Annotated in this window: 8 protein-coding genes; 6 read left to right on the forward strand and 2 right to left on the reverse strand. The window is 57.9% G+C overall.

Going from position 1 to position 6,403, the window contains the following annotated elements; translation table 11 throughout:
• Positions 1-334: 334 nt before the first annotated feature.
• On the reverse strand, positions 335-1,009 hold the full coding sequence (locus ACFMPD_RS15900) for a flagellar hook capping FlgD N-terminal domain-containing protein (RefSeq protein WP_380996525.1): 675 nt from the start codon (positions 1,007-1,009) through the stop codon (positions 335-337).
• A 3-nt stretch (positions 1,010-1,012) separates the two neighbouring features.
• The gene (locus ACFMPD_RS15905) at positions 1,013-2,824 is read right to left on the reverse strand and encodes a flagellar hook-length control protein FliK (protein ID WP_380996527.1); all 1,812 of its coding nucleotides are present in this window, start codon (positions 2,822-2,824) and stop codon (positions 1,013-1,015) included.
• Here ACFMPD_RS15905 and ACFMPD_RS15910 point away from each other — a divergent pair.
• The 6 genes from ACFMPD_RS15910 (at position 2,803) to ACFMPD_RS15935 (ending at position 6,127) form a co-directional block, all read left to right on the forward strand.
• Positions 2,803-3,084 (forward strand): rod-binding protein, encoded by a 282-nt coding sequence (locus ACFMPD_RS15910; RefSeq protein WP_380996530.1) that lies wholly within the window; start codon positions 2,803-2,805, stop codon positions 3,082-3,084. The genes ACFMPD_RS15905 and ACFMPD_RS15910 overlap by 22 nt on opposite strands.
• Positions 3,074-3,433 (forward strand): flagellar biosynthesis protein FlgN, encoded by a 360-nt coding sequence (locus tag ACFMPD_RS15915; RefSeq protein ID WP_380996532.1) that lies wholly within the window; start codon positions 3,074-3,076, stop codon positions 3,431-3,433. The genes ACFMPD_RS15910 and ACFMPD_RS15915 overlap by 11 nt, the downstream gene beginning before the upstream one ends.
• Positions 3,434-3,639: 206 nt before the next feature.
• A complete protein-coding gene (locus ACFMPD_RS15920; RefSeq protein WP_380996535.1) occupies positions 3,640-4,485 on the forward strand; it encodes a flagellin N-terminal helical domain-containing protein in 846 nt (281 codons plus the stop codon).
• Positions 4,486-4,552: 67 nt separating this feature from the next.
• Complete coding sequence (flaF, locus tag ACFMPD_RS15925; protein WP_380996537.1) at positions 4,553-4,924, forward strand: flagellar biosynthesis regulator FlaF; 372 nt, start codon at positions 4,553-4,555, stop codon at positions 4,922-4,924.
• A gap of 1 nt (position 4,925) precedes the next feature.
• Positions 4,926-5,330 carry a flagellar biosynthesis repressor FlbT gene (gene flbT / locus ACFMPD_RS15930; RefSeq protein WP_380996539.1) on the forward strand — a complete coding sequence of 135 codons (405 nt, stop codon included), beginning with the start codon at positions 4,926-4,928 and terminating at the stop codon, positions 5,328-5,330.
• Positions 5,327-6,127, forward strand: a complete 801-nt coding sequence (locus tag ACFMPD_RS15935; protein ID WP_380996541.1) for a DUF1217 domain-containing protein — start codon at positions 5,327-5,329, stop codon at positions 6,125-6,127. Before flbT ends, ACFMPD_RS15935 begins: the two co-directional genes overlap by 4 nt.
• Positions 6,128-6,403 lie beyond the last annotated feature (276 nt).

Here is a 6,403-nt window from a genome sequence, read left to right on the forward strand (position 1 = left end):
CCGGGTCCGGTGCAACCCCGGTTCCAGCCAACCGCTGCAGGCAGGCAGATTCATGATGCGGATGGTTCGGAAACAGAGGATTGGCGATTTCATCGGAAAACAGCTTTAGAACCCGGTCGCCGAGATCGTTGTGAATGCGCCAGACCTGGTTGGTGCGCCCCCCGTGTAAAACCGTGAATCGATCACCCGCGCAGATCAGACCGACCTGACGCAGATCCGACAGCACGGATGCGGGAGGAATGAAAGTCGAATGTTTCAGGCGGCGGCTCCGGTTTGCGCACTGGCGAATGCCAGCGCCTTCCGCTCACCGATACAGCAATTTGGCCCCGCCGCGTCAACTGCCCTCGCGCAAGGCGGTGACAGATGTGGCCGGCACGGCCTGTCCGCCCTCGAATATCAACATGACCGCGTTGTTCTGCACCTGCGCCTCGGCGATTCGCCCATAAACTTCTGTCGGCCCGGACTTGATTGTCTTTCCCCCGCTCAAACTTTCGACCGAGAAAGAGTATGTGCCGTTTGGAAAAGGTTGGCCGTTGCCATCCACACCCGCCCACTGAATCGGTTCGGCCTGGGTCGGAATCTGCTGCCTCTGCACTTCCTTGCCGGTCGTGTCTGTGACCACCAAAAAGGCCTTCTCCGCCGTCCGGGCAGGATTGGGCGAAACCGTGATCGGGCTGCCATCAAACGCAATCGGCGTTTCCGCCCGTGCTTCCATGCCGACCCAACCGGCCAGCGAAGCCATGCTCGACTGGTCCATCTGGCCGGACAACAGGGTCAATGTGTCGTTGGTCTTGACCTGTTGCTCGACCATTGAGAATTGCGCCAGCTGGGCCGCATATTCGGTCGAATCGATCGGTTCCAGCGGATCCTGATAGCGCGCCTGTGCGGTCAACATCTTGAGAAAGGTTTCGAAATCGGATGCCAGTCCGCTGGGCTTGGCAGATGCGGGTGATTTTGCGGGGGTCGTCGCCGATGCGGCTGTCGTCGCGGCGGTACTGCTGTCAATCATGGCTCACAATCTCAGATCGAGCCCGGTCGAGACCAGGCGGGTGGGAGTAGGGTTCGGGTTGGAGTCCGTTTCTTCAGACATGATACAGGTCGAATCGGTCGATTCCTCTGCGGTCCGGTCTGCGCCCGAATCGCCATTGCCGAACTGAAAAGACGTGTTTTCATACCCCAGTTGCTGGAATTCCTGCGCAAGCTGATCGATATGGCGGCGCATCAGGTCCAAGGTCTCGGGGCGTTCGGACTGAATAACCACCGTCACTCCGGTCTCCGAAGTCGTGAGCGCCATCCTGACACGACCCAGCTCCTGCGGATTCAATGATATTTCGACCGGTTTTCCCGGCTGACGGACAAAGACCTCAACAGCCTGAGCAGCTGCGTTGCGCACCGAGTCGCTGCGCTGGAACCCCAAATCCGTGTTGGTTGACCAGGTTTGCGGTGCCACCGGATCGATCCGAATGGCCGACCCCGCCAGTGCGTCGCGACCGGGTTGCATCGCGTCGCCCAACGACACGTCACTGTCCGGCAAGCCAAGGTGGGTTCCGATCGCCCTGGCTCCAGGCTCGGCTGTCGCAGTCTGGCGCATCGGCAGCACAAGGCCCGACGCAACCGGTTCACCGCCCGCACGCGGCGCACCACTTGCCAAAGCCGTGGCACTAGCGAGCTCGGAATTTTCCGCCTTGGAACCTTTAAATTGGGCCGCCGGATCAACATCGGATTGCGCGGCAGCCACCCGAGCCGCCATCACCGTTTCCGCCATCATGGGACGGCGCGTAATTGACGCCGGATCGGCGGCGGCCAAGGCCTTTTCCTTTGCTCCAGGTGGACCTTCTTGTGGAGCGGGACTCGCCAGTTCAGGCGCGATCGCCTTGCCGGATCGGTCAGAATTCACGGACCCCGCAGATTGTTCGTCTGCCTGCGCACCGCCCAGAGAGGTTGTGGACGTGGGAAGGGTCAACGTTTTTTCTCTGGTCTCTGGCGTTGTGCCGGGCAAATCCGTGGCGGCAGAAGAAGGAACTGTTGTCAATGCGGAGCCTGGGATTAGCCCGCTGTTGTTGCGACTATCCTGGGTCGTCGTGCTATTTTGCTCGAAATCGGCTTCGACAATCTGCATTTGATCTGAGGACCGCAGCAAAGTCTCGGAGCCTTCAGACACTCTCTGATCGCTCCGCACGAGGTCGGCCGTGTTTACCGATCTCTGGCTGGACGGTGATGCCGCATCCGCAGCGATGCGGACGCGATCCCCCGACGCATTCTCAAGCATTTCCTGCGGCGCTTCTGATGAGTCACGAAAGTCAGCCTGCGGGCCCGTCGAGGTAAGCTCTGTAAGCTTGGAATCTGGTTCGGCCTGGCCGGCTGGCACGGCCAGGCCGGATTGGATGTTTTCCGGAATATCGGACTCTGCCCCTGCAGGCACAGAACCTGCAACTTCCTGTTCCGGTTCGGCTTCACCCAACTTTTTAGATGCGACGTCCGCATTCTCGTCCTCGGCGCCCTCGGTCACATCCGAGGTTTCCGCGGTCTCCACGAGCGCGTCGGTCTTTCCCTGCGAATTCTCGGATTCCCGGTGAAACAGGGCACCAAAGGACATGCCCTGCTTGGCTGCCGATTCCGTTGTTTCGGGTAGAACCGGACTTGATGCCGGTGAGTCGCCGGTTTTCGACAACGACAGGAAATTGATATGCATGGCGCCCCGGATTTCTATCACGTTGCAGCCACTGTCAGACAAACGGGTTACGTATTTTTTAACCGGATTCGACCGATGCTTGGAAATATCCGAGCAATTCGAGGCAATCCATGGATCCGATCTCTTCCACATCACCCCCCGGTTTGGCCGCCGCATCAAAACAGGACCCGCTACGCGAGGCGGCGACAGAACTCGAAGCGGCGTTTTTGACAGAAATGCTGAAATCCGCCGGTCTGGGCAAAAGCCGCGACTCAATGGGGGGCGGAGCCGGAGAAGACCAGTTCGGCTCGTTTCTCGTACGGGCTCAGGCAGAACAGATTGCCCGCACCGGCGGGATCGGCCTGGCCGAATCTCTTTTTAACGCCCTGAAGGAGGCAGAGAATGACAAATGAAAATCCCCAGGACCTTATCGAACGGTTGGATGATCTGCTCGACCAGGAACGCCAGGCCCTGATCGCGGGCGATCTCGAGCGAATCGGCGAACTGATGCTGATAAAGGAAGACCTGATAGGGAAAATCAACGCCCTTGAGGCGGTCGAGCAAGGTCGTCTTGACACCTTGCAGGAAAAGGTGACCCGAAATCAGGCGCTGCTGACCAGCGCGCTGGACGGTATTCGCGCAGTCGCCAACCGTATGGCCGATCTGCGCCGGGTCCGTGCAGGTCTGGAAACCTATGACCGCAGAGGACAGAAACGAATCTTTGGAACCGCGACCGAGACAAGCGTCGAGAAACGGGCCTGACGTCGAATTGAAACAAATGCGAACAAAGCTTCGGACCCGGTTTAGGACTCCATTAGCACTTGGCATCCCATTGTGACGGTGCACTTCAAGACGAGGTGGCGCGAAGCCGGACGACCGGTGATCGCATTGGTCAGAAGACGTTTAGTCCGCCTCACCGGGCGGGGATGCAACCGGGCGAAACGGCCCTATGACTTAAGGAAAATGCTATGTCCAGCATTCTGACGAACAACAGTGCAATGGTCGCACTGCAGACCCTGAAATCGATCAACTCCAACCTGGCCAAGACTCAGGACCAGATCTCGACCGGCAAGGATATCGCGAGCGCCAAGGACGGGTCCGCCGTCTGGGCGATCTCCAAAGTGATGGAATCCGATGTGGCCGGTTTCAAGGCAGTGTCTGACTCGCTGTCGCTGGGTGAATCCACCGTGGCCGTTGCCTCGGCCGGCGCCGAGCAGGTTGTCAACGTTCTGAAAGATATCAAGCAACTCGCCATCTCTGCCACCAGCGAAAACGTCGATCACGCGAAAATTCAAGCCGATATCGACGAGCGTGTCGCCCAAGTGGCGTCCATTATCGGTGCGGCTCAATTCAACGGCGCAAACCTTTTGGCAACCGACGTGGACGGCAATGGCGCGACCAGCCTGTCAATTACTTCTTCGCTTGACCGAGTCGGTACCGCTGCACCGACCACCTCTTCGATCACAGTGGCAACGGTTGATTTCGAAGCGGATATCGATCTGGCGACCGATCTGACGGCAATCACCGACACAGCAACGGCCGCGACCGCGCTGGGCGAGATCGAAGCCTTCCTGACGACGGCGATTGATGGCGCCGCTGCACTGGGTGCCTCGGCCAAACGGATCCAGGACCAGAATTCCTTTGTGGGCAAACTTTCGGATGCGATGAAAATCGGCATCGGTGCTTTGGTAGATGCCGACATGGAAGAGGCGTCTTCCCGCCTGCAGGCGCTGCAGACACAACAACAGCTGGGCGTTCAGGCCCTGTCCATCGCCAACCAGGCGCCGCAGACCATCCTGTCGCTGTTCCGCTAAATGGATCGGCCGGAGCGCGACGCGCTCCGGCCTTTCTCTCTGACTATCAAATTCGTGAGGACATGACTTGAACGCTCTTTCACAAGCGCATCGCGCCTATTCGGCAGTCTCGGCACCAACCCGGACAGCGCGCGGAACAGAATACGAAGCCGTGGCCCGCATCACGACCCGAATCCGGTCGGCATATGAAAAGGGTCCTGCCGGGTTTCCGGCGCTTGCAGCAGCCTTGCACGACAATCGCAAACTGTGGAACATCTTTGCGACTGATGTTGCAGACGCCGGCAATCCGCTTCCCAAGGACCTGAAGGCGCGGCTGTTCTACCTCGCGGAATTTACGAACCAACACACCAGCAAGGTTCTGGCGCGTCAGGCGTCGATACAACCATTGCTAGAGATCAACACGGCCATCCTGCGTGGCCTGCGCAGCGGAAAGGCCTGACATGAGTGGATTGGTACTGAAACTGGCGCCTAAGGAACGGGTTTTGATCAATGGCGCCGTGATCGAAAACGGCGATCGGCGCAGTCGACTGTCCATCGTGACACCAGATGCAAAAATCCTGCGACTAAGGGATGCCATACATCCCGACGAGGCGAACACGCCGGTTCGCCGGGTCTGCTATGCGGCGCAATTGATCCTGACGGGCGACTGCGATCCTGAATCCGCACGTTATTCTCTTTTGCGTCGGATCGAGGAATTGAGTCAGGTCTTTACCGATCCCGACAGCCGGGCGTCTCTGACCGAAGCAACCGAGTCCCTGATTCAGGAACATCACTATAAATGCCTAAAAGCGCTTCGGAAGCTCCTTCCCCGCGAAGATCGTCTTATCGCGGCGCGCCCATCATGAGTTTTCAGCCGATCGTTCCAAGCACAGGCCTGGTGGGCTGGCGGTTCCTGCAGCGCACGTATGACGCCCAGTTTGAGGCCTTCAACGCCTCAGCCAAATTGCAACGCGATACCGAATACTTCGACGAAAAGATCGGCGACATAAGAACTGCAGAAGACCTGGTAAAAGATCGTCGACTTCTAAGCGTCGCCCTGGGTGCCTTCGGTCTGCAGGATGACATCAACAACCGTTTCTTTATCCAGAAAATCCTTGAGGATGGAACAAACAATGATGATGCGCTGGCCAACAAGCTGACGGATGACCGGTACCAGAAACTCAGCAAGGCTTTTGGTTTCGGTCCTGGCGAAACCCGAACGACAATGAACACCGAAAAGATGGCCGAAGTCCGGGATCTTTATCGCACCCAAAGCTTTGAAGTGTCCGTCGGCGAACAGGACGAAACGATGCGCATTGCGCTGTACGCCCAGCGCGAATTGCAGGCGCTGGCGAACGAAACCAGCAGTGAGAAGGCAAAGTGGTTCTCATTGATGGGCCTACCGCCTTTGCGCGCGATGTTCGAAACCGCGTTGGGTCTGCCGAAAGCTTTTGGCCAGATCGACATCGATCAGCAATACGAAATATTTCGCGGCAAGACCCAGGCGGTTAGCGGAAACAACACGGTTTCGCAATTCACGGACCCCGACCTGATAGCAGAGTTTACGAACCGCTATCTTGTGCGCTCGCAGATAGCCGGAATGAATGCAGGAAATTCATCGGCATCCAACGCTCTGACGCTTTTGCAGTCCGCCGGGTTTTGACGGCCGGACACAGCGCGTTCGGCCTCTCGCCGAATGACGTGAAGAAACGCGCGCATGAGATACGAATGGCCTGGAATTGTTCGGGCATCTGTCATCACAAGGCGTTTGAAAACAACCTGAATTATTGCGCACAGGTTTGAAAATTTGGGCAGCAGGTCCAGATTCATGAACGATTGTTGAGTGCATAGGAACATGCGATCAGGCCAACCAGGTCTGAGATCTAGGGCCTTTGAAAACTGGCTCTGTGGTCCTACACCCGAATCTAGATTTCGCCGC

Origin of the sequence: Sedimentitalea sediminis (assembly GCF_042687825.1) — a bacterium.
In the GTDB taxonomy this organism is placed as follows: Bacteria; Pseudomonadota; Alphaproteobacteria; order Rhodobacterales; family Rhodobacteraceae; genus Sedimentitalea.